Source organism: Chitinophaga sp. SYP-B3965 (assembly GCF_009647655.1).
In the GTDB taxonomy this organism is placed as follows: Bacteria; Bacteroidota; Bacteroidia; order Chitinophagales; family Chitinophagaceae; genus Chitinophaga.
Genome location: NZ_WJFD01000001.1, coordinates 1209681 through 1231806 on the forward strand (window position 1 = coordinate 1209681; position 22126 = coordinate 1231806).

At 46.1% G+C, this 22126-nt stretch carries 18 protein-coding genes; 11 read left to right on the top strand and 7 right to left on the bottom strand.

Going from position 1 to position 22126, the window contains the following annotated elements; translation table 11 throughout:
• Nucleotides 1-290 precede the first annotated feature (290 nt).
• Nucleotides 291-2243 carry an ABC-F family ATP-binding cassette domain-containing protein gene (locus GFS24_RS04705; protein ID WP_153658406.1) on the bottom strand — a complete coding sequence of 651 codons (1953 nt, stop codon included), beginning with the start codon at nt 2241-2243 and terminating at the stop codon, nt 291-293.
• A 71-nt stretch (nt 2244-2314) separates the two neighbouring features.
• Between GFS24_RS04705 and GFS24_RS04710 the strand changes: the two genes are divergently transcribed.
• Nucleotides 2315-2905: a DUF3347 domain-containing protein gene (locus tag GFS24_RS04710; RefSeq protein ID WP_153658407.1), complete on the top strand. Its 591-nt coding sequence runs from the start codon at nt 2315-2317 to the stop codon at nt 2903-2905.
• On the opposite strand, the gene GFS24_RS04715 is transcribed toward GFS24_RS04710, so the two are convergent.
• Nucleotides 2899-3591 carry a uracil-DNA glycosylase family protein gene (locus GFS24_RS04715; RefSeq protein ID WP_153658408.1) on the bottom strand — a complete coding sequence of 231 codons (693 nt, stop codon included), beginning with the start codon at nt 3589-3591 and terminating at the stop codon, nt 2899-2901. The two genes, GFS24_RS04710 and GFS24_RS04715, sit on opposite strands and share 7 nt — an antisense overlap.
• Nucleotides 3592-3644: 53 nt before the next feature.
• Here GFS24_RS04715 and GFS24_RS04720 point away from each other — a divergent pair, with 53 nt between their 5' ends.
• From GFS24_RS04720 to infC, 3 genes are all read left to right on the top strand, one after another.
• The gene (locus tag GFS24_RS04720) at nt 3645-4511 is read left to right on the top strand and encodes a hypothetical protein (protein ID WP_153658409.1); all 867 of its coding nucleotides are present in this window, start codon (nt 3645-3647) and stop codon (nt 4509-4511) included.
• Between the two features lie 101 nt (nt 4512-4612).
• On the top strand, nt 4613-6556 hold the full coding sequence (thrS, locus tag GFS24_RS04725; RefSeq protein ID WP_153658410.1) for a threonine--tRNA ligase: 1944 nt from the start codon (nt 4613-4615) through the stop codon (nt 6554-6556).
• Nucleotides 6557-6629: 73 nt separating this feature from the next.
• Entirely contained in the window at nt 6630-7442 is an 813-nt protein-coding gene (gene infC, locus GFS24_RS04730; RefSeq protein ID WP_253906398.1) for a translation initiation factor IF-3, read from the top strand.
• A 112-nt stretch (nt 7443-7554) separates the two neighbouring features.
• Here the strand turns inward: infC and GFS24_RS04735 are convergent, their stop codons facing one another.
• The 4 genes from GFS24_RS04735 to GFS24_RS04750 are packed head-to-tail and all read right to left on the bottom strand — an operon-like array spanning nt 7555 to nt 13723.
• Entirely contained in the window at nt 7555-8085 is a 531-nt protein-coding gene (locus GFS24_RS04735) for a hypothetical protein (RefSeq protein ID WP_153658411.1), read from the bottom strand.
• A gap of 52 nt (nt 8086-8137) precedes the next feature.
• The gene (locus tag GFS24_RS04740; RefSeq protein ID WP_153658412.1) at nt 8138-8893 is read right to left on the bottom strand and encodes a DUF4397 domain-containing protein; all 756 of its coding nucleotides are present in this window, start codon (nt 8891-8893) and stop codon (nt 8138-8140) included.
• A gap of 12 nt (nt 8894-8905) precedes the next feature.
• Nucleotides 8906-10579, bottom strand: a complete 1674-nt coding sequence (locus tag GFS24_RS04745) for a SusD/RagB family nutrient-binding outer membrane lipoprotein (RefSeq protein WP_153658413.1) — start codon at nt 10577-10579, stop codon at nt 8906-8908.
• Nucleotides 10580-10597: 18 nt separating this feature from the next.
• Nucleotides 10598-13723: a SusC/RagA family TonB-linked outer membrane protein gene (locus GFS24_RS04750; protein ID WP_153658414.1), complete on the bottom strand. Its 3126-nt coding sequence runs from the start codon at nt 13721-13723 to the stop codon at nt 10598-10600.
• Nucleotides 13724-14120: 397 nt separating this feature from the next.
• Between GFS24_RS04750 and GFS24_RS04755 the strand changes: the two genes are divergently transcribed.
• The 5 genes from GFS24_RS04755 (at nt 14121) to GFS24_RS04775 (ending at nt 18396) form a co-directional block, all read left to right on the top strand.
• Nucleotides 14121-15104: a cation diffusion facilitator family transporter gene (locus GFS24_RS04755; RefSeq protein ID WP_153658415.1), complete on the top strand. Its 984-nt coding sequence runs from the start codon at nt 14121-14123 to the stop codon at nt 15102-15104.
• 7 nt (nt 15105-15111) lie between these two features.
• Entirely contained in the window at nt 15112-15801 is a 690-nt protein-coding gene (locus GFS24_RS04760; RefSeq protein WP_153658416.1) for a response regulator transcription factor, read from the top strand.
• A 3-nt stretch (nt 15802-15804) separates the two neighbouring features.
• The gene (locus GFS24_RS04765; RefSeq protein ID WP_153658417.1) at nt 15805-17175 is read left to right on the top strand and encodes a cell wall metabolism sensor histidine kinase WalK; all 1371 of its coding nucleotides are present in this window, start codon (nt 15805-15807) and stop codon (nt 17173-17175) included.
• Nucleotides 17176-17506: 331 nt separating this feature from the next.
• Complete coding sequence (locus GFS24_RS04770; RefSeq protein WP_153658418.1) at nt 17507-18160, top strand: efflux RND transporter periplasmic adaptor subunit; 654 nt, start codon at nt 17507-17509, stop codon at nt 18158-18160.
• A 41-nt stretch (nt 18161-18201) separates the two neighbouring features.
• A complete protein-coding gene (locus GFS24_RS04775; RefSeq protein ID WP_153658419.1) occupies nt 18202-18396 on the top strand; it encodes a hypothetical protein in 195 nt (64 codons plus the stop codon).
• A 69-nt stretch (nt 18397-18465) separates the two neighbouring features.
• Here GFS24_RS04775 and GFS24_RS04780 read toward each other — a convergent pair whose 3' ends face one another.
• Entirely contained in the window at nt 18466-19677 is a 1212-nt protein-coding gene (locus tag GFS24_RS04780; protein WP_153658420.1) for a serine hydrolase, read from the bottom strand.
• 242 nt (nt 19678-19919) lie between these two features.
• Here GFS24_RS04780 and serA point away from each other — a divergent pair, with 242 nt between their 5' ends.
• Both serA and GFS24_RS04790 read left to right on the top strand, forming a co-directional pair.
• Entirely contained in the window at nt 19920-21158 is a 1239-nt protein-coding gene (serA, locus tag GFS24_RS04785) for a phosphoglycerate dehydrogenase (protein ID WP_153658421.1), read from the top strand.
• A gap of 72 nt (nt 21159-21230) precedes the next feature.
• Complete coding sequence (locus tag GFS24_RS04790; RefSeq protein WP_153658422.1) at nt 21231-21590, top strand: DUF4260 domain-containing protein; 360 nt, start codon at nt 21231-21233, stop codon at nt 21588-21590.
• The last annotated feature ends 536 nt before the right edge of the window (nt 21591-22126 follow it).

Sequence of the window (22126 nt, forward strand, 5' to 3'; positions counted from 1 at the left end):
TTTGTTCTTTTATTCTTTCAACAAGAAGAGAAAAGGCTGCCTAAAAGGTTGTTTTGCTTTTGTTCTTTTATTCTTTCAACAAAAAGAGAAAAGGCTGCCTAAAAAGGTCGTTTTGCTTTTGTTCTTTATTCTTTCAACAAAAAGAGAAAACTGCCTAAAAGGTTGTTTTGCTTTTGTTCTTTTATTCTTTCAACAAAAAGAGAAAAGGCTGCCTAAAAAGGTCGTTTTGCTTTTGTTCTTTATTCTTTCAACAAGAAGAGAAAAACCGCCCTTTGCAGCGCGGCAAACATTTAGCTTTTCATTTTCTCTTCCAGTTCCATCACCTTTTCAAACACTTCCTCATATTCCGTATTGGCTTTGGCCAGATCTGCATTCGCTTTCTTATAAGCATCTTCCGTGTTGCGGAATTTCTGTTTATCGCCATATACATCCGGGTTGGCCATATCAGCTTCCAGGTGTTTCAGGCGGTCTTTCAGCGTAGTGATCTGCTGTTCCAGTTGCTCCGACAACTTTTGCTGTTTCTGCAATTCTCTCTTCAGGTCCTTGTCTATGGAGCTTTTCTGCGGCGCCGGATTAGTTGGCGCTTGCGTCTGCTGTACTACCGGAGCGTTTTTTTTTTCGGCTTTTGCAGGTGCTGCTGCTAATGCCTGGCGTTTCTTCCATTCTTCCCACTCGGTGTAGTTGCCTTTGAATTCCTTGATCTCACCATCTACGATCTCCCAGATCTTGTTAGCGGTTTTGCTCACAAAATACCGGTCGTGCGATACGAGTACGAGGCTGCCTTCATATTTACCTAAAGCATCAATCAGCATCTCTACAGAGTTGATGTCCAGGTGGTTCGTGGGCTCATCCAGCAGCAGGAAGTTGGCCTGGCCGATGATCACTTTACCTAATGCTACACGGGCTTTCTCTCCTCCGGAAAGGATCCTTACTTTCTTGAAAACATCATCACCCTGGAACAGGAAGCAACCCAGCAGGGTACGCAGTTCTACTTCGGAACGGCCGCTGCCTACGCTCTTCAGCTCTTCCAGGATCTCATTATCCATGTGTAATGCTTCCAGCTGGTGCTGGGCATAGAAACTGGTTACTACGTTGTGGCCGGGTACACGGTTACCTTCAAATTGTTCTGTTCCTGCAATCACGCGGAGCAGGGTGGATTTACCTTTACCGTTTGCACCGATCAGCGCGATCTTATCGCCGCGGTTGATCTCTGCACTGGTGTTCTTCAGGATGGTGAGGTTGCCGAAGGACTTGCTCACATTCTCCAAAGTAGTGAGGATCTTACCGGGCATTTTATCTACGGTAAAGTTCATCCGTATTTTGGATGGACCACTGTCCGTTTGCTCGATCCTTTCTATTTTATCCAGCCGCTTGGCGATACTTTGTGCCTGCGCAGCTTTGGAAGCTTTCGCTTTAAATCTTTCTATAAATTTTTCCTGTTGTTTGATGTAATCCTGCTGGTTTTCGAATGCGCGTTGCTGTAATTCACGGCGCATGATCTTTTCCTCCTCATAATCAGAGTAGTTACCGGCATAGTGATGTAATTCCTGTTGATAGACCTCTACTACTTTGTTCACCATCCTGTCCAGGAAATACCGGTCGTGGGACACGATGATCACCGCGCCTTCGTAATTAGAGAGGTATTTTTCCAGCCATTCGATGGAGGGAAGGTCAAGGTGGTTGGTCGGTTCATCGAGCATCAGCACATCGGGCTTTTGCAGGATGATCCTGGCCAGCAGTACCCGCATACGCCATCCTCCGGAGAATTGGTTGTAAGGGCGTTCCAGGTCTGCCGTGGTGAAACCAAGGCCTTCCAGTACGGTAGCTGTTTTATGACGGATGTTGTATCCGTCCAGGATATCGAATTCGTGGAGTTTATCGCTGTATGCATGCAGGATAGCCTCATCCTGGGAATGTTCCAGTTTAGCGGTGAGTTCTTCCAGTTCCTTTTCTACTTTCTGTGCTTCGGTGAAGGCGGTCATCCCTACATTGAGGATGCTGTCGTCCGTTTCAAAGCTCAGGAGGTCCTGGTTAAAGAAGCCAAGGCTGAGGTTGCGGATCTTATTCACACTTCCTTTAGAAATAGAGTATTCTCCGTTGATAATACGGAGAAGGGTGGATTTACCGGTACCGTTCAGACCAATGAGTCCGATGCGGTCTCCCGGTATGACATGCAAGGAAGAATCTTTAATGATGGTTCTTGCGCCGAATTCGAATGTTATGTCCTGCAGTGCGATGAGCATACTTGAAATTGCTATTAAACGCGCAAAGATAGTACATTTTTTGGTGCTATCTTTGCCTCAAATCATATCGTATGCGTTTGAATCAATATATTTGGATATTAGCTACAGCAGCCTTGTTTGCAGCCTGCCAGCAGGCTGGCACTTCCTCTTCTGCAGACTCAACAGCGCAAAGCACTTCCGGCGATCTCCAGGCGCCGTTTTCCAACGAATTCTACGATTCCCTGAAAGTGGCGATGACGGCCTATTATCAACTATCCGGCGCATTGGTGAAATCTGATACCCTGGCAGCAGACCTGGCGGCGGTTTCCCTGAAAGCGCACCTGGATAGTTTGCCGATAACACGCCTGGGAGTGGATTCTGCGCGGGAAAGTGAATTGCTGGTGAATGCAGGAGATATCGCGGCGGAACTGAAGGGGCTATTAATAGAAAAAGGCGGACTCGACGCCCGCAGGGAGTCTTTCAATATGGTGTCTGAAATGATGTACGACCTGGTGAAGGTGACGGGATTGAAAGGCGCTACGGTTTACCGGCAATATTGCCCGATGGCATTTAATGATAAAGGGGCCTACTGGCTGAGTGATAAAGCGGAGATCCTGAACCCTTATTTTGGGGATGCGATGCTTACCTGCGGATCCGTAACGGATACGCTGCGTTATCAATGATCACTGAAAGCGGTCAGGTACTTATCAATATACTCCTGTTTGCGTTTGTTGCGATACTGCATTACAAACCTCGGATGTTCCAGTGGTACTATCTTTTTAAAGAAGCGTTCCTTCTCATTCAGTTGGGTAAGGAACGCTGCGTTTTTACCCGTTCCCAAACAATATCCTACAGAGCGGTCCATTCCAAAGGCGAGTTGCTTGTGGATATTGGATACCATGAAATCATACACTGCTGCTGTTAATTCCTTGCTGTCATAATAATTGTAATTCACTTCTTTGCCGCCGGGTTTCAATGCGGTGAAACCCAGGGGAGACATGGAGCCGATATAGAAATCCTTGTAGAAAGCTTTCGGGCCGCCATATGCAGCAATCACATCGTATACAAAAACAGAAGAAGGTTCAAAGGTTTTGATGCCCGGGATGATGATGCCGCAAGGATCTGCCAGCCGGTGGGAGTCTGTGAAAGGAACACCGGTCAGCCCTGCGCCCAAACGTCCCGGGTTAATGCCCACGATCATGCGCCGCTGGTGATGATCCTCATAGAATTTTTTGTAGAATTTCGTCATTGTTTCCACTACGCCTGCCTGCTCCCGGAAGGGATTCATGATGCGGATGTCTTTCGGCAGTTTGCCGGTGAAAGCCAGGTGTGTGTTGAATTGAATGATGTGATCGGCGAATGACAGCATGGGTATATTCAAATTAAGGCTGCAATTTCGATATAAATTTCTAAGTTTGATTGATGATCCTCTCTTTGTTATCTTCCACTGAATTTTCAGACATTTCTTCAGCTTCCGGCATTGAATACCACAACGGCCATTTTTACATTGCAGGTGATGATGCCAGCAGGATCTATTGCCTGGATGATCATTTTGCCCTGGTGAACAGCATACACATTCCGGGGCCGGATCAATACAGGATACCCAAAAAAGAGAAGAAGGATTGGGAAAGCCTGGCCGTGGTGGAAACGGATGGCCGGGAGGTGTTGCTGCTGCTGGGGTCTGGTTCCCTTTCCCCGCAGCGGGATTATGCCGCGATCTGGGATTTTGGGCAGGAGTCCCCATCATTATTGGACCTGGGGCCTTTTTACACGCAATTGCGCAATGATGGATTAATGGAATTGAATATAGAAGGGGCTACGGCCTTTGGAAAGGGGATATTATTAGGCAGCAGGGGCCATAAGCTGCACCCGCATAATACCCTCATCTACAGTCCTATGGCGGAACTCTGGAAAGCCCCGTCAGAACTGCATTATTGTGAATTGCTGTTGCCAGAGGAAGCTTTTGTGGGGATCTCCGGACTGGCTTGGTGGGCGGAAAAGGATTGGCTCTTTTTCACTGCCTCTTCTGAAGATACGGCCAATGTGTATGATGACGGACTGATAGGAGAGAGCAGGGTTGGATGGATCAGAAATGCGTCTTCAGCACTCCTGAAAAGCACTGTGCAGCCAGATGAATGGATCAAACTGGAAGAAATTGCACCTGTTTTTATGAAAAAAAAGATAGAATCTATTTGTGTACGGGAAACGGCCAATACGCCGGAACTGATACTGGTGGCAGATAACGACGATGGCAGCAGTCATCTTTTCCGCTTATTGATGGAAATATAACCCCGGTGCTTCCATATAACAGTCAAATCAGCGTAATTCGTAATTCGTAATTACTGATGGATTTCGTAATTTCGCATGCATTTTATTTGAGAACAGGATTTATGATCAATATTACATTTCCGGATGGCGCAGTACGACAGTATGAACAAGGTGTATCAGCACTGGACATTGCCAAATCCATCAGCGAAGGGCTTGCCCGCAAGGTTTTAGCGGCAAAAGTAAACGGACAGGTGGTAGACGCTTCCCGCCCCATTACACAAGACGGTACTTTACAACTGCTCACGTGGGTGGATACGGATGGCAAGGCTACTATGTGGCACTCTTCTGCGCATTTAATGGCAGAGGCGCTGGAGGCATTGTACCCGGGTGTAAAATTCGGTAATGGACCTTCCCTTGAAAATGGCGGTTTCTTTTACGATGTGGACCTGGATGGCCGTGCGATCTCAGATGAAGATCTGCGGAAGCTGGAAGTGAAAATGACGGAATTGGCTAACCTGAACAGCGTTTACGTGCGCAAGGATGTCTCCAAGGCAGACGCTATCAAATACTTTACTGAAAAGAACGATCCATATAAGCTGGACAATCTCCAGAAACTGGAAGATGGCAACATCACTTTCTATACGCAGGGTAACTTTACGGATCTCTGCCGTGGCCCGCATATTCCTAACACGGGTTTTATCAAGGCCATCAAGCTCACGAACATTGCCGGCGCTTACTGGATGGGGGATGAGAAGAACAAGATGCTCACCCGCATCTATGGTATCACTTTCCCTTCCAAAAAAGAACTGGACGAATACCTGACCCTGCTGGAGGAAGCGAAGAAACGCGACCATCGCAAGCTGGGCAAGGAATTGGAACTGTTTGCCTTCTCTGAGAAGGTGGGTTTAGGTTTGCCTTTGTGGTTGCCTAAAGGCGCTATGCTCCGGGAGCGTTTACAGAACTTCCTGCAAAAGGCGCAGATTGAAAGTGGCTACCTGCCGGTTGTTACTCCCCACATTGGGAATAAGAACCTGTACATCACTTCCGGCCACTACGAGAAATACGGAAAGGACAGTTTCCAGCCTATTCATACACCAGAGGAAGGTGAGGAGTTCATGCTGAAACCCATGAACTGCCCGCATCACTGTGAGATCTATAAAGTTTCGCCCAAGTCTTACAAGGACCTGCCGGTGCGTTTTGCTGAGTTCGGTACTGTTTACCGTTACGAGCAACACGGCGAACTACACGGCCTCACCCGCGTGCGCGGATTTACCCAGGATGACGCACATCTGTTCTGCCGTCCGGACCAGGTGAAGGAAGAGTTCTGTAAAGTGATAGACCTGGTATTATATGTTTTCGCCAGTTTAGGCTTTGACAATTATACGGCACAAATTTCGCTGAGAGACAAAGAGGATCGTGCGAAATATATCGGATCAGACGAGAACTGGGAACTGGCTGAGCAGGCGATCATTGAATCTGCTGCTGAAAAAGGGCTGAAGACAGTGGTGGAATACGGTGAGGCGGCATTTTACGGCCCCAAGCTGGATTTCATGGTGAAAGATGCGCTGGGCCGCAAATGGCAGCTGGGAACCATCCAGGTGGATTACAACCTGCCGGAGCGTTTTGAACTGGAATACATCGGAGCAGATAACAAGGTACACCGTCCTGTAATGATCCACCGCGCACCGTTCGGTTCGCTGGAGCGGTTCATTGCGGTGCTGATAGAACATTGCGCGGGTAAATTCCCTTTATGGCTTACGCCTACACAGGTAAAAATCCTGCCGATCAGTGACAAGTATCAGGCTTATACAGAAAAAGTAGCAGAATTGCTAAAAAAAGCGGAAATTCGCGCTGAAATTGATGATAGAAGCGAAAAGATCGGTAAAAAGATCCGTGATGCGGAAATAGCGAAAGTTCCTTACATGCTGGTGCTCGGTGAAAAAGAAGAATCAGACGGTAAGGTAGCTGTACGCAGGCAGGCCAAAGGAGATCTCGGCGCAATGTCCGTAGAAGAATTTGTAAGTCTGATACAGGATGAAGTAGCAAACCGCAAACCTTTTGAATGATCATTTGTTTTATAAGAACTATTCTCAACATGCCGCGTTTATCATCATTATTATCTAACAATTCAACATTTTAATGCAACAAGGACCAAGACCAAACTTCCGGGGCAGAAACCCTAACTTCAGAAGAGAACAACAACAGGAGCATCGTACAAACAGAATGATCCGTGTACCGGAAGTCAGACTGGTTGGCGATAACGTGGAACCGGGACTCTATAGAACGGATGATGCATTACGTATGGCAGAAGATCTGCAACTGGACCTGGTAGAAATATCCCCCAACGCTGTTCCTCCTGTATGTCGTATCATCGATTACAATAAATTCCTTTACGAGAAAAAGAAGAAGGAAAAGGAAATGAAGGCGAATGCTCACAAGAGCGAGGTGAAGGAAATTCGCTTCACGCCTAACACAGATGATCACGATTTCGATTTTAAAGCCAAACATGCCGAGAAATTCCTTCGGGAAGGCAATAAGGTTAAAACATATGTACAGTTCAAAGGACGGGCTATCATGTTCAAGGAACGTGGAGAGCTGATCCTTCTGAAATTTGCAGAACGCCTTGCAGAAGTGGGAGCCCTTGAGGGTATGCCATTGATGGAAGGTAAAAGGATGATCGCCATCTTTGCGCCTAAAACCGCTAAGAAGAAGCCTTCTAATCCCAAGGAACCAAAAGAACCGAAGGAGCCTAAAGTACCAAAGGAACCTAAGGAGCCAAGAGTGCCTTATGTGCCGAGGGAGCCAAGGGAAGAAGCGCCTGAGCAACCATCTGCGCCAACTTCACGTCCGATCTCTGCACCTGTAAGAAGGCCGATTGAGATTAAGTATGCGAACAGGCCACCTGCGCCTCCTCCGCCGCCACCGGCAGAAGATAAGCAAGGGGATAACTAAGTGTTTTAAGTGTTATTCGAAATAGATTTTTATAAAGAGCCCGGAGTGTAATGCTTCGGGCTCTTTTATTTGGGTGCACTTATAAAATATAAAACCCCGCCGGAGGCGCAATTCATTTCTTTTCCTTAGCCTGTAATAACTTCAACGTTTTCTTACCCCTGCTGATAAACGCGGGCTGTGCGCCTTCCCGCAACTGATCTTCTATTAATAAAATAATTTCCTTTTTGATATCTGGGTATTGTTGTGCGAGGTTGGCGAGTACGGTCATGGAGAATGCTCTTACGGCTACTGTTTCCTGTGGGTCTTCGAGGAAACGGAAGCAGTGATCCATTACTTCTCCCTGGAGTTCTTCGGGAATGGGCATAAACTGTAATACACGTACCACATTTCGTTTAACGGCTACTGGTATGCCCTCATCCTTCATCCTGTCCAGCATGGCCTTTAAATGGGGCTTTAATAAGCTGGGATGTTCTTGTGCTACCATGCTCATGATCCATGCAGCGCGTTGTACTACGCGGTATTCATCGTGGAGGAAAAGTTCTATCAGAGAAGCAAGGCGTGTGGGGTTCTTGCCTATCCAATGGGCAATCTTAAGCGCATTTGCCCTGGAATGTTCAAGGAGTATTTCATCACGGAGTTGCATGCGGCAAATATAAAAAACAACGCCGGGCAATTGAGCCCGGCGCTGGAAATTATTATTGAACAAAGATGGCCGAGACCCTGGGGTTCAGTGTGCCTGTACCACCCTGCCATCCCCTGGCAAGGAAAGTATAGATCCGCTGACGTACCGTATTGATGGCTTGAGTGGGTGGACTGAGCGGCGCTTCTGTAATGGGAGCACCTGCTCTGCGAATGACCCATACATCATTACCAGCCTGTATGGTGATGTACTCCGTTACTTCTTTGTATTTAACATTCGCTCTCACCAGCACACCTTTCTGATAGAAATCCACTGCGGGCACATTCGGAACCAGGTTGATGAGTTTGATGCGGGCGCCGGTATCAATGGGTGCTGTGTCATCTTCCACAATGATACCACTCACATTAGGCACTGAATCCGTTGTGAAGAAGGTGTACTTCTTATTGGCGGCCAATGCTTGCGAATAAGTGAGCACCGGCACAGAATCTTCTGCAGAGCCAACTTTGGGAACAGATAAAGTGATGGTGGTTTCTCCGGGTACGACGGTTACATAATCACTGTTATTGGAACCGCCGGTATTTAAACCACCTCCGGGAAACGCAATAGGATAAACGAAGTTATTGCTCACCCTGGTACCATTCACCTTTAACTGGATGCCCTGGTTATTGATACTTGGTGAAAAGTACCCGATCTTGATGAGTGCTGTATTTGTGATGATATCCCTTTCCGTTACGTGGAAGGTGTTCTTTTTGCAGGCTGCCAAAGCAATACTTGCGCCCGCAATACATGTTATGATATATGATAGCTTCATTATGTTGCGGTTTTAGTTGGGTATTGCGAACCAGATAGGTTTGGTATGATAGTTTGAAAAATCTGCCTGGATCCTTTTTAGTTCATCTGCATTCCATACATACTCAGAATTAAAACGTGGGCGGGCCCTTTGCACAGGGAACGGACCGGCATTCAGGCCGTTGAACGTTTGTGGAAGAGCGAAGGTGCGGTACACCGGCGTAGTTGTGCCGGGAGCAATGTACTTGTTGTATTCATATTTGCGCAGATCCACCCATGTTTCATTAAAACCCCAGCCAAATAAAGCAATATATTTTTGCAGCATTATATCTGCTAAGGTAAGTGTTGCCTCTGTTTTTGCCACGTTAGCGCTGGCAAGGTAATCAGCCCGTTCCTTCGCAGTGATAGGTGCTCCATTATATAACGTGCCACCGTTGCGGGGCATTGTTGTACGGTTAATGAAATCAAAATGTGCATTGATCCCTTTTGTATAAGCATCCAGCGCAACATCCTTTTTATTGCTCAGGAAAGCGGCTTCTGCTTTAATAAAGTAGATCTCAGCTGATGTCATTACCGGCATCACGGCTTTATCCTTAAAAAGATATTTACCGGCATTTGGTGTAAAAAGGGCTGCGCTGGGGTTGCCATAAATACTGTCTCCCCATGGTGCTGCTGCACGTTTACGTAAGGTGGCAGGAACGGTAGAGGAAGCACTCGGATCCCCAAGACCAGGCTCCAGACCTACATAACCACCGTTACCATTTGTAGTATCCTGGGAGGCGGACAGCATATGTTTTATCCTCGGATCTCTGTTGGCGAAGTTGCGGTTACCTGTAAGTGCAAACCCGTCCAGCAATCTTACAATGAAAGCGCCCTGGCGCATAAAGGTGAGGTTATCCCTGTAGGGACCATAGAAATTCGTATCATCATTTTTTGTGGCATCAAAAGGGATCAGGAAGTCATCTGCAATAACAGTCATAGACTTATCGCAAAACTCAATCACTTTGGCCGGATCATACAGGGCTGTTTTCCTGCTCAGGTGATTATAGTTATGTGCGAGTATACCATAGGTGAATTTGATCCATTTTGCATTATCACCGTTAAAGCTGTAATCTCCACGCACCAGCCTGTTGATACCGGGGTTGGGGAAATCCGTACGTGCCAGGTATTTCAGGGCAGAATCACACAGTGACCGAACACCCATGTATACGGTGTCCTGGCTGTCAAATTTAAAGATGGCGGTATTTTCCTTAAAGGCTTCAGTGTAAATTATTTCGCCGTGATGATCTGTGGTGATCTGGAACATGTAGGCTTTCAGCGCATATGCTGCGCCAATATAATCCCATTGTCCTTTTGTATGCCCGGTTTCAATAATATAGTTCAGGTTCTTACCTAAACCAAAATAACACTGCCGCCAGATATCGCCATTGGCATCACTGTTTGTAGCATAACCCATCTGGTCCCATACAATATCCGCTGTGCGGGAGGTAAGTACGGTTTCCCAGTTCTGAATGTAACGGCCTACATACCGCGAATCATATTGATTCCCGCGGGGAATACCGGCCAGTTGTGTTGGGAATACAGATGCGGGATCAGGATCCTGCGGCGTAGCCGGATCATAGTTCACGTCCAGCCATTTTTTACATCCTGTCATTACGGTCATTACCGTAAACAACAACATGAGTGTATAGAAAATATATCTTTTCATAATTGTGATGTTTTAAAACTAGAACGATGCTTTCAGTCCGAAATTAATACCCCTGGGATTGGCAAGCGAGCCAAAGTCAATACCTGCACCGCCAAAACCCCTGGAGGAAGCATTATTGGTGCTTACATTCGGATCTGCACCGGTATAATTTGTGATCATGAATACATCCGTTCCCGTTACATAAACAGAAGCAGATTTCACAAAATGCTGCCGCTTCAGGAAGGAAGAAGGCAGTACATATTGCAGCGTGATGTCCCGTAAACGCATCCAATCTACAGACTCAATAAAATCAGCTTCGGTAGCTACGGTAGTCTGCCAGTAGTCAGAACGGAAATACGGTGTAATGGCTACGGCATTCGGCGTTGGTTTGCTGGTTTCTTCCAGGCCATCCTGCAACACACCTCTTATCACAAGTGTTCTTTCCCTGTCCAGCGTTCTTTCACTAAGACCAGCCAGGTAGAGATAATATTCATTGCCGTTGAACACATCACCACCTCTGCGGAAGTCCAGGTTAAAGCTTAGCTTAAATTGTTTGTAAGTGAAGTCATTTACGAAGCCTACTTTGAAATCAGGCGTACGGTCTCCCACAACGGAAAAGTCTCCGTTTGAAAGCGGCAATCCTGAAGTAGGATTGATCAGCAGCTGGCCTTTACTGTTGCGGCGGAGGGTAAAGCCGGAAAGGTTACCGGTACCTACGCCGGGATAGGATTGGGAGCGCATGTTACCAAATACCCAGGTATCTGAATCATAATAAGAAGGCAGGTCTGCCGGCATAGAAACGATCCTGCCACGGTTCATGTCAAAATTCACCAATACGTCCCAGGTGAAATCTTTGGCTCTGAGCGGGGTGGCGTTTAATTGAATTTCCAATCCCTTGTTAAGTACTTCACCACCGTTGAGGTATTTAAGTACGAAACCTGTACCATAACTGGAGCGTGCCCTCAGGATCTGGTTGTTGCTCCGGAGCGTGTAATATGCAATGTCTATTCCTACCCGGTTCTTTAAGAATTTAAATTCACCCCCTACTTCCAGGTTCTTGGTGAGTTCCGGTTGCAGAACGAAGTTATTACCGTTCACACCGTATGCAAAACCGCCGCCGGTGGTGATCTGAGTAACCATGCTGTTGTCTATCGCATAAGGTGCGAAAGGTGCTTTACCAGTTGTTGCATAAGAGAAACGGGCCTTGGCAAAACTCAGCCAGGAGACTTCCTTCACACCTGGCAGATCTGAGAATACAAAAGCCAGGGAGGCTGAACCATAGTTAAAGAAGGGGTTCTTATCCACCACCCGGCTCATGAAGTAGGAGTGGCCTTCGCTGCTGCCTGCGAGGGACAGGTAAAGGATATCATTATAACTCACTTCGTAGTTACCGAATAAACGGAATTTCCGTACTGTGTTATCTGAATACCTTACATCGCGGGATAAGGGATCTGTATTATTGATAGAGATGAAATTTGCTTCATAGAAACGTTCTCCTTTAAAGGCATTGGTTTTGGTATTGTTATCTTCCATGGCAGTTCCCACGGTGAGGATATTACCAAACTTACCCCATGTTTTCCGGGCAGTTGCTCTCACAATGCCGCTGATGTTATTGGTGATAACGTCCAGTTGAGAAAGGAACCCGTTTGTTGGAAAACCGTAACGGGATTGCGGATGGGTAACGAAATAACCGGTAGTAGTATAATTCTCTACCCCAAGGGTACCGTTTAAGGTGAGCCATTTGGTAAGGTCCAGGTTGGCCACAACAGATCCGTTCACACGGGTCGTTTTATCCTGCGCCGGATTCTTGTTCACATCCCAGAAAGGATTGTCGAATTCCGTGGTATAAGCGCCGCCCCGGAGTGTTTTGCGGCTGCCATCAGGGTTCTGGTAGATCCGCGCATCTTCATCTGCAGGGAAGGTGAGTAGGGTGAGGAAGTAACTTCCTGCTCCTTTCGATGTTTTATCTGTTGTGGAGTTCACATACGTGAAAGTCCCCGTCATACTCAGCTTATCACTGATCTTTGCCGTTCCTGTCAAACGAATGGTTCCACGTTCAAATCCAGAGTTTGGTATGGTTCCTTTTTGGTCCAGCCAGGAGGAAGAAAGACGGAAGGTGAACTTCTCCGTACCACCATCGAAATTCAGGCTATGCCTTTGCTGGAAACCGGTTTGGAAGAAGTTTCCGAAGTTATCATAAAAGGTAGTGGTGTCTGCATATTTAGGACCGAAGTACGCGGACATTAAACCGAATGCGAATGGATTAATCGTGGCCAAATCATCTGCCACGCCATTAAGCCCCCGGCTGTAGATCCGTTGTGTTTTCGGGAAACGGTACACTTTATCAAAGCGGAAGTTATTGTCGTAACTAACCGTAGACCTTCCGGCTTTTCCTTTGCGGGTAGTGATGAGCACTGCTCCGGAGGCGCCATCTGAGCCATACAGCGCAGCAGCTTCCGGGCCTTTCAGCACCGTAATGCTTTCAATATCTTCCGGGTTGAGGTCCATGGCACGGTTGCCATAATCAGAGTTCCTGTTCGCAAAGGCAGTGCCAGAGGGGTTTGAAGACGCTATCAGGTTCTCCTGATTAACAGACTGGTTATCATAAGGCACCCCATCCACTACGTAGAGCGGCGAGTTATTACCTCCGATAGATATAGCGCCGCGTAATACCAGTACGGAAGAAGATCCCGGAGCACCGGAAGTACCGGTTACTGTAGCGCCTGCAATCCGGCCTGCAAGGCCGTTCAGGAAGTTTTCCCGTTGCGTTTGGGCTACATCTTCCCCGTCTACTTTTTGTACGGAGGAACCCAGGGAACGGGCGTTTTTGGAAATACCGTAAGCCGTGGTCACAAACTCTTTCAGGTTTTGTGCATCGGTTTCCATTTCTACAAAGATTTCTGTGTCAGCATTAATGGTCACTCTTTTGGTGATATAACCGATATAGCTGAACTGTAACACCTGCCCGCGGGAGGCATTAATAACAAAACTACCGCTTGCATTGGTAGAGGTGCCGGTGGGAGAGCCTTGTACCCGAATGGTTACGCCGGGCAGGGGACTTTTGTCGTCTGCAGAGAGTACTCTGCCGCTAATTGACATTGGCTGGGCCCAAACAGCATGGGAGATTCCTACGAGTAATAGGAAGGACAATAGACATCGCATCATAATGTGATTTAGATTTTCAGTGATAAAAGCGAATTGACCTGGGTTACATTCACAATCGGTTCGGACGAAAGTTAATTTGCATGTTCCTTAATAGAAATATCATTCATCCCGTAACAAATAAATGTTATACGGGATAAATACTTAGGCTTAGTTCATCCTGTGGTGAACGGATTTGGGGGTTATAAATTAGTTCCGCTGATTTTAAGTTGATCCTATAGATCCCGCTGTAGATCCGATCTGGATATTAACGCTGTTTAAATTCGATTTAGTAAATAAAAGATTTTGATTGCTACCGCTATGAACACAATTTAAACAAATTTAACCAGATTAAAAATGGAATGCAAGTGCCATTTTAAGACAATTTGAATTTTCTTTGCAATAATCTAAACGGCTTCACTTGATAAGAAAAGAACTACGGATCATCCTGCTTTCTCTTGGCATCAGCCTCCTGCTGACCCTTGCCAAATTCGCAGCATACTTTCTCACACATTCCGTAGCCATCCTGTCTGATGCATTGGAATCCATCATTAATGTGGTAGCCGGCGGCTTTGCCTGTTACAGCATTTACCTCACCGGCAAACCCAAAGATGCCAATCACCCTTACGGACATGGGAAAGTGGAGTTCTTTTCCATAGGATTTGAAGGCGCCATGATCTGTATTGCCGGTGTGCTGATCCTTTTTAAGGCGGTGCAATATTTTATTATCAAACCAGAACTGCTGCAAATAGACCAGGGTATCTGGGTGATCAGTGTCACTTCTGTGGTGAATTTTCTACTGGGATTATACCTCGCCCGGTCCGGGAAACAATTAAATTCTATTACCCTCTCCGGGAACGGACAACATATTTTAACGGACGCTTACAGTTCTGCCGCCCTGATCATTGCCCTCATCATCATCCGTTTTACGGGCCAGACCTGGATAGATCCCGCTGTATCTGCAGTGATGGGATTGATGATCCTCCGCAAAGGATATCAGCTCATGCGGCAGTCCATTTCCGGGCTCATGGATGAAACGGATATGCAGGTGATCGATAAGGTGATCACGATCCTGAATGAGCATCGCCATCCTGCCTGGATAGACGTACATAATATGCGGGTGCAGCAATATGGTAATAATTATCATATTGACTGCCATGTTACCCTGCCTTATTACCTGGAATTAAGTCATGCACACGAAGAGATCAAAACATTTGAGCAGCTGGTGAACCGGGAACTGAAGGGCCATGAGGTGGAGTTCTTCATTCATATAGATCCCTGCATACCTGCCCTCTGCCAGTATTGCCAGCTTTCCCAATGTGCAGTACGGAGCCATCCTTTCCGGCAGAAGATCACCTGGACCCGGGAAAACGTATTGCCTAATCGTAAACATGCAGTAGATTAGCATTGCTATGCAAAGGATATTGATCGTTGAAGATGAAGTTAAAGTGGCCAATGCCGTGAAAATGGGATTGGAAGAGAACGGTTTTGAGGTGGAAGTAGCCTACGACGGCCGCATGGGCAAAAGCCTTGCTGCCAGTCATGATTACGACCTGGTGATCCTGGACCTCAACCTGCCGCACCACAATGGTTATGAGATCTGCGAAGTGATCCGTCACCGCAACAACAAGGTGCCGGTGATCATGCTCACGGCCTTAGGGGGCATGGACGATAAAATGCAGGCCTTTGAACTGGGTGCGGACGATTATCTCGTAAAACCATTCGATTTCCGGGAACTCCTGGCCCGGATCCGCGTATTCCTCAAACGCGCCGGTGCGGAAGTAGCGCCCGTTAACCGTTATAAACTGGTGGTGGCAGACCTGGAAATAGACCGGGAACGTAAAGAGGTATCCCGCAGCGGGAAAAAGATCTCCCTCACCGCAAAAGAGTTCCAGTTGCTGGAATTGCTGGCATTACACAAAGGGAAGGTGATCTCCAAAGTAACGATCGCAGAAAAGGTATGGAATATCGATTTTGATACCGGCACCAATGTGATTGAAGTATACATGAACTTCCTGCGTAAAAAGATCGATAAAGACCATGAGCAGAAATTACTACATACCAAAACAGGTATGGGGTATTATTTATCAGAAGAGGACTGATGTATGAAGATCAAATATAAGATTGCCCTCTATTATACATTATCTGCGGCTTTCCTGCTGATAGCCTTTGCCACACTGGCTTATTATTTCTCTGCACAATCCCGCCGTGCTGAGTACCTGGACAGGCTGGAATATCGTGCACGCTCCATCGGCAGTGTGATCATTGAAAACGACCAGGTACAGATAGGCCTGCTGCGCAAACTGGATAAAACTACCTTCCAGGACCTTTACCGCGAAACGATACTGGTATACAATGAGCGATATGATCTCCTCTATGCGAATGTGAAGGATACGGCGGTACGTACCCAGAAATTCCTGCTGGATTATATTAAAGAACACGGGCAGTATATCCATACAGATGAGGAGGGTGAAACGGTAGGCGTTTATTATACAGAGGATAATGTATCTGTACTGGTGCTTGTTTCTTCTTTTGATAAATATGGCTTTCAAAACCTGCTGAACCTCCGGCAGATTATCGGCATAGAGCTACTGGTGGCAGTTGTATTACTCGTTGGTATCGGGTATTTCTTCGCACGTAAAATGATGCAGCCCATTGACCGGCTGGTAGAACAGGCAAACAGTATCAATGCGAATAACCTGCAGGATAAAAGAGTGGCCATTAAAGGGAAAGATGAGATCGCACAACTCGGCGCCAACTTTAATACGATGCTGCAACGGCTCAGTCATTCCTTTGATCTGCAGAAGAGCTTTGTAAGTAATGCTTCTCATGAATTGCGTACTCCGCTGGCCGCTATTATCAGCCAGTTGCAGGTAACGCTGGCCAAAGGCAGGAGCGGGGAGGAGTACGAAGCTGTATTACACTCTGTGCTCGAAGATGCGGAAGGGCTCTCTGAATTGACCAATGGGTTGCTGCAACTGGCGCAATCGGAACTGAACCGCAAGGAATTTGTATTCACACCTGTGCGGATAGATGAACTTTTAATTGACACAGCAGACCTGGTGCGCCTGAAAAGGAAAGAGAACAGCAAAGTAGAGCTGCAGTTCATGAAAGAACCGGATCAGGATACGCTGGTTACCTGTAGTGGCAATGAAAGCCTTTTGAAAGTACTCTTCATCAACCTCTTTGATAATGCCTGTAAGTTCTCCGAAGATCATACGGCCCGCGTGACCATTGATTTTAACAGCCGGTATATCCTGATCAGTGTGAAAGACAATGGCATCGGCATCGCTGCTGATGAGCAGGATAAAATATTTGAACCTTTCTTCCGCGGGCGCAATGCACAAGCCACACGCGGGCATGGCTTAGGCCTGTCTATCTGCAAGAAGATCGTGCAATTGCATGAAGGCCAACTCACTGTAATGTCTGATCCCACCCATGGCACCGTATTCACTGTGCAGTTCCCCCATTTATAAGATTTTAATTTCTTTTTAATCTCCCTTAAAGGCCCCTTTAATTCCACTTACGGAGCTTTGTATCATTGAAATAATTCAGGCAGCGGCGGATCAGTGGATGGAAGTATAGACCAACTGATACCCGCGATAGGCAAGTGAAGTAAATGGGTGCAATTGGCACTGGGGAATGTGACCACTTCTGCTGCTGCCTTTACTGAATCAGCCGGTGATGCCGGTAATTTTCGTGGATGTTTTATTACAGTATAACCTGGGGCGTTATACACAGCAAATCATTAACGGATACCGCACCGGCTAACCGGCCTGATTTGATACAACGTAATAACCGGAGGATATGAAATTATACGCGCTTCTTCTCATCACCCTTACAGCAACATACACCAGCTGCAGGCAAAACAATGGAGAAGGCGGGGAAGTTGCTACGTTTGTACTGAGTGATACGATGCTTGCCAGCATTAGTATTGATACCACGGTGATTAAACCTGTGGAAAGTGAACTGCGGCTCTCCGGAAAAGTAACACCTGATGAACTGGGTGATGGATGGATCACGGCGAATGTATTTGAAAAAGATATTTCCCATGTACAGGAAGGCACACCTGTGGAAATAAACATTACCAGTTATCCTGATATGGTTTTTCAAGGGGAGATAGAGAAAGTATACAACGTACCCGATCCTGCAACTAAAACTGTGCAGGTGAGCATCAGCCTGGATAATGAAGGTGTACTGCTGAAGCCGGATATGTTTGCTACGGTGTTACTGCGATACCCGGAAAGCGGTGAAATGATGGCGATTCCTACTTCCGCGGTGATCTTTGATAAAGGAAAAAGCTTTGTGATGGTGTTCAGGGATAAGTATAACATAGATACCCGGGAAGTAAAAGTAAACAAGTCTCTGAAAGAAGTGACCTATATCAGTAAAGGATTACTACCGGGCGAAAAAGTTATCTCAAAGAATCAATTACAGATCTACGACGCATTAAACGATTAATTACTAATAAATATTTTTCTTAACAATTAAATCAAGTTAAAATGAAAAAGATCATGTTTCTGATGGCCGCCGCAATGATCACCTTTGGTGGCATCTCTGCTGCAAATGCACAAGCAAAACCAGCAGCTGCAAAAACAGAACAGGCTAAGAAAGAAGTAAAGAAAGAAAAGAAAGCTGCACATCACGCCAAAAAGCACACTGCTAAGAAAGCTGATGCCGCCGCTACACAAAAGTAGTCACAGGTTTTAGTTCGCATAAATAGCGCTCCGCCCTGCTCAGATAGATATATCGCAGGGCGGTTTTTTTTATTCTTCCCCTGCTTCTTCACCATCTCCATGGCCCAGGATATTACGCAGTGGTTTCACTGCCTGGTAAATGCCACGATTATAGCGGTTGCCAAGGATCACGAGCGTGGTAGAATCTTTTATAAAACGATAGAATACGGTATTGTTGCCATGCCACCAGCCGTTGTGGTAAACGATCTTGTTCGTACTGTCAGGATAAGTGAACAGGCGCCATCCAAGGCCATAGTTGCGGATGCCGGGCTTTTCATTGCTGTAAGGCGAAAATGCTTCCTTCAATGTTTCCGGTTTGAAAAGTTTGCCGGAATAAATGGCCTGATCCCATTTGAGCATATCCCGCACGCTGCTGTAAATACCTTTATCGCCTACTACACCATCGAAGCTGTTATCCGGCTCCAGGCGCCAGCTGAACAGGTGGCTAACGGTCTGATGGGAGCGGGGAGCCTGTGTTGGATCCACCACATAAGTACTGGTCATTTCCAGCGGTGTGAAAAAGGTCTGTTGCAGATAGTCTGCATATTTCTGCTGGCTTACTTTTTCAATAATAGAAGCCAGGAGCAGATAATTTGTATTGCAGTAATTGAAATGTCTGTCCGGCGGATATTGGGTAGGAGGTTTGTGTATGGTCATCAGGTTGATCACTTCATCATTGCTGAGGAAGTGAGATTTGTCCTTCACCAGGCTATCGCAGAAATACAGGTAATTCGGTAAACCGCTGCGGTGGTTCAGGAGCATCCTGATGTTGATGCCCAGGTAGGGGAAATCCGGAAAGTATTTTTGTAAAGGATCATCCAGGCTGAGTTTTTCCTTTTCCAATAAGGAAAGAATAGCCATGCCGGTGAAGGTTTTGGAAACGGAGGCCAGTTGAAAGGATGAACTGTCCGTAACCGGTGTCTGTGTTGCGTGGTTTTCCAATCCCTGATAATGTTCATATAATATCACTCCTTTTCTTGCCACTAATATGGCGCCGCTAAAAGAGCCCGGAGAAAGCTTTAACCGCATCAGCTCGGCTACTTCCTGCCTGATCTGCCTGGTCTTATTACTCTTCAGTATCTTTTCCTCTTCTTCTTCGCTGAGACCAAGGGAATAGATGGAAGCCGGTTTTGTTGTTTTCTTCTTTTCGTTATGTCTGTTGGCGGAGCTGCTATTACATCCGATATATATGATGGAACTTGTGGATATGGCTAAAACGACGATTGCCTTAAAACGATTCATTTAATGCTGCAGATCTAATAGTTTAAAATCAATTACTTATCAATTTTCATGCCCGATAGGTGGCATTTGGGTGGAAATTATTCAAAAAAGGGGAACAATCAGGTATAATTTTTAAGCAATCTCGAATTTGCCAGCCACTGTATTTGATTATTGCTCAAACTCCGCTAGGTTTGTGACAATTTTAGCGACAAACACCCGTGTGATTGTCATTCTTGTGTCATCGTAGAATTATAGCCAGCACCATGAGCCAAAGAAAATTAACAAGTTATCCGAAAGAGAAGATCAACATCCTTTTATTGGAAAACATTAGTGATGCCGCGGTCGCGGAGTTCAAAGAGGCCGGTTACATTAACACCCGCAAATTATCAGGGGCCCTTAGTGAACAGGAACTCATCAAAGAAGTAAAAGAAGCCCATTTACTGGGTATCCGTTCAAAGACACAGATCACTGCCAATGTACTGGCTGCAGCTAAAAAACTGCAGGGGATCGGTTGTTTTTGTATCGGAACAAACCAGGTAGACCTTAAAACCGCCACTGAGCAGGGTGTAGCCGTGTTCAATGCGCCTTATTCGAATACGCGTTCGGTAGCAGAACTGGTGATCGGTTTATCTGTTATGCTGATCCGCCGTATACCTGATAAGAACGTAGCTGCCCATAAAGGCATCTGGATGAAAGAAGCTACCGGCAGCTTTGAGTTGCGCGGTAAAACCATGGCCATTGTGGGATATGGCAGCATCGGTACCCAGGTAAGTGTACTGGCGGAAGCAATGGGCATGAAAGTGCTGTATTATGATGTGGAGACCAAATTACCAATTGGTAATGCTGAACAGGTTCGTTCTTTAAAGGAACTGTTCTCAAAAGCAGATATCATTACATTACACGTACCTTCTAACAAGAGTACGGAGAACATGATCAATAAAGAAACACTCCAATACGCCAAGAAAGGCGCCATTTTCCTGAACTATGCCCGTGGGGAAGTAGTGGAACTGAACGACCTGAAGGAAGCCCTGGAAAGTGGTCACTTATCCGGCGCGGCAATAGACGTGTTCCCGGTAGAACCTGAAAAGAATGGTGCTGCATTTGCCACGCCTTTACAGCTGTTGCCGAACGTGATCCTGACCCCGCATATTGGTGGTAGTACTGAAGAAGCACAGCATAACATCGGGCTGGATGTGAGCAGCAAAATGCTCAACTACCTGGAAAAGGGAGCCAGCTTTGGTTCTCATACTATCCCGGCACTGAGCGTACCGCCTGTTGATAATACCCACCGGATCCTGCATATCCATAAGAATGTGCCCGGCGTACTTTCTGATATCAACCGGGAATTGTCCAGCAGGCATATCAATATCCTGGGGCAGTACCTCAAAACTAACGATCAGATCGGGTATGTAGTACTGGATGTGGATTCCAAACTTTCACAGGAAGCTTTTGCTTTGCTGAAGGAGGTGAATCATACTATTAAAACAAGGATGCTTTACTAAGTTTTTCAATAAGCTTTTTTGCGAAATCCCGGTAACTTGCTTACCGGGATTTTTTTTTGATCTTTGCTCATTATGAAAAATCTCCTCAAATTAGAAGAAGCCGCGATGTTCATGCTGGCGTTGTTACTGTACGAGCAGCAATATCCTATGTCCTGGTGGTGGTTCTGGGGGTGTCTTTTACTTCCGGATATTAGTATGCTGGGGTATCTGGCCAATGCCAAAACCGGAGCCTATGTTTATAATTTCTTCCATCATAAAGGCGTAGCCATTATCCTCTATATTATCGGAACTTACTTTTTGATAGAACCGCTGGTGTTTGTGGGGCTTGTGCTGTTTGCACATTCTTCCATGGATCGCGTGTTTGGTTATGGATTGAAATTAGTGACGGGGTTCCAGGATACACATTTGGGGAAAATAGGGAAGAAGAGTTAATATTGAAGGGGAAGTAGTATATTTGTGAGAGAATAGAAAAGCTTCATTCATAAAAAAGCCCGGGTACGGCTAATACCCAGGCAAAGAGTTCTAAAGGAACAAATCCCACAGAACTTTGATTTTTTCAGCTAAACTCACCAGTTTGGTAAGGCCGTTCAGGAAACCTAAAAACCTGAACGGTTTTTTCTTTTTTGGCTTCATTCACAATTAACGGGCGTTTTAATTTCCCGCATTTCTTTCTAATTAAACGTTTGTCTGGGCTTCATTCGCAATTGTTGTGAATGAAAATCGAAAGCAAATCACAACTGTGAATATAGGACAGGCAGCTGCTTCCAGTCCTCCGGCTTAGCCGACCGTAATAGCATTCCGCAAGGAAGTCCTTTCCTTGTTTTTTTATTCCTGGATAAATATTGTATTGATTTTTTGTAAATGCCTGTAAGAGGAATTTAGTTTGGGTAACAAATCAATCTGTAACTAAAATAGTATTTTCTTTTCAAACAGAAAAAAAAGAGCCCGCTCATTTGAGCGGGCTCCCT